The sequence below is a fragment of the Protofrankia sp. CiP1_Cm_nod3 genome, assembly GCF_982290655.1.
In genome coordinates this window covers 10,060-12,267 of the sequence record NZ_CEVIVD010000149.1, presented here as the reverse complement: position 1 = coordinate 12,267, position 2,208 = coordinate 10,060, and the positions used below count along the sequence as shown (strand labels likewise).

Genomic DNA, 2,208 nt, shown 5'->3' with positions numbered 1-2,208 from the left:
TGTTCCACCTGGTGGGACGCAGATGACCCGACGCGGTTGCCCACTCCCCTGGCCGCCGTTGGCAGTGATGGCGTCGAGGTCGGCCGCGTGCCTGACAGCGGAGGGCCGGCTCCGGGCGGTCGTGGGTGTCGTCTCGGCGGGCGCGCGGGACCGCGTCGTGGATCGTGATGTCGAGGCCGTCGCGGTCGGTGGCCGACCGGGGCCGGGCTTCGGCCACCTCGATGGTCCAGCCGTCCTGAGCGATCATCCAGAGGATATGGACTACCGGGTCATCGTCCGCCATGGTGATCCCGCCGCCCGCGCCCGTCACGAGGAACTCGGCTTCTTCGAAGGCTGAGGCTCGGTCACCAGGCAACTCGCCGGGGTCGCCGAAAGCCGGAGGCGCGATGAAGATCACCCTTACCGGGTTCTGACCCTCGACGGGGTCAGCCAGGGCCCGGCTCGCCGACCGAAGAGAGGGCTTTTCCCGCTAGGACGGCGGCCGGCGTGAGCCGTTCTCACCGGTCTCGCTGAACGCCCGGGAGCGCTCGGCCGCATCCGGACTGCCCCCGAACAGGCGGGCGTCGGGGTGAGCTTCCTCGGGATGCGCGGGGAGGTCCATCCCCGTACTGGTGGTGGCCGGATCGGCGGCCGCGACCCTGGCAGTGGTCGGGTCGGATTCGCGCCGCTGCGCCGGCCCGTACACCCCCTTCCCGTGGCCGTCATGCTCGCCGTCCCACGCCGGGCCGCTCCGCTCGTGTTCGAGCCGTGTCCTTGGCAGCGCCGCCGGGTGCCGCTGTCGCAGCCATCGCACGAGCAACTCCCGGACGTGGCAACGCAGGTCGAAGACGGTCGGTCCGTCGCTACCGCTGACCAGCACCCGGACCCGCACGCATCCGCCGACCGCGTCGGTCACCTGGAGCACCGAGACCCGGCCGTCCCACAGGGCGGTGGCGTCCAGGATCCGGTGCATCTCCGCCCGCATCTCCTCCACCGGCACCGACCAGTCCAGGTCCAGCTCGACCACGCCGAGCACGGCCGCCTCCCGACGCGTCCAGTTCTGGAACGGCACGGTGGTGAAGTATGTCGATGGCAGGATCATGCGTCGGTCGTCCCAGATGTGGACTACCACGTAGGTCAGTGTGATCTCCTCGATGCGTCCCCATTCCTTCTCCACGACGACCACGTCGTCCACCCGTATGGCGTCGGTGAAGGCGAGCTGCAGCCCGGCGAACACGTTTGCCAGCGAGGTCTGTGCGGCCAGCCCGGCGAAGATGCCGACGATTCCGGCGGACGCGACGATGCTGGCACCGGCAATGCGCACGCTGGGGAACGTCATCAGCATCGAGGCCACGGCGATGACGGTGATGACGACCACCGTGATGCGACGCAGCAGGATCACCTGTGTACGCACCCGGCGGGCGTGCCGGTTGTCGGCGACGTCCATCCGGTAGCGAGCCAGGGCAAGATCCTCGAGGAGGAAGGTGAGCACCGCCACCAGCCAGGAGACGCCGCCGATGAAGGCCAGGCCGAGCAGCCGGACGATGGCCCCGGTCCAGTTCTGTTCGGGCATGGCGTTCAGCGCGACAAGCAGAGCGAGGATGACGAGGGTGAGGTGGGCCGGGCGTCGGCCGCGCTGGGCCAGGTCGGCGGCGGCTGCCGAACGGCGCCCGGCCCGACGGGCTGTCCGGTCGACGACCAGCGCAACCGTGTAGCCGAGCACGGCGGCCATGGCCAGCACGATCAGCACGGCGGGTGTCGAATCAGCCTCGGGCAGGGACATCTCGGCTGCGTGGCGAATGACCACACCGGACTCCTCGGATCAGTCTGGTAGCGGTAGCCCGGGCGGCGCCTTGCCCCGAGCGACGCGCCTGTGTCCAGGGATGCCTTCCCGCAGTGGGGCGTTATAACGTGAGAGGTCCGTCACATTCGGAAGTATCATGAATTCCTTCTCGAGCGAAGTTGATCTGGCTCCGCGCTCTCGATCCCGAGCGCGGCAGGAGGGTCCGTCGGGCGCTGTCGCATTCGCCGATTATCGGTGATCTTGATGGCCGGTAACCGGCGGCTTCGGACGCCTCAGAACGACTTTGAAGGACGCCTCCACCGGAAGATTTACGGCCGAGATTCGACGGTGGCTTTCGGGCCGAGTTTCTCCAGCTATGCGACGAGCCGTTTCCGCTGCACGCCGGCGCCGGGACACCGGAGCGCGACGTCGGCGGGAGACATGGA

At 68.9% G+C, this 2,208-nt stretch carries 2 protein-coding genes; both read right to left on the bottom strand.

What is annotated here, in order from left to right; genetic code table 11:
• On the bottom strand, positions 1-397 hold a 397-nt coding region (locus AC5LUJ_RS20460; protein WP_493465539.1), incomplete at its 3' end, for a hypothetical protein.
• Positions 398-469: 72 nt separating this feature from the next.
• Positions 470-1,786, bottom strand: a complete 1,317-nt coding sequence (locus AC5LUJ_RS20455; RefSeq protein ID WP_445548741.1) for a mechanosensitive ion channel family protein — start codon at positions 1,784-1,786, stop codon at positions 470-472.
• Between the last annotated feature and the right edge of the window lie 422 nt (positions 1,787-2,208).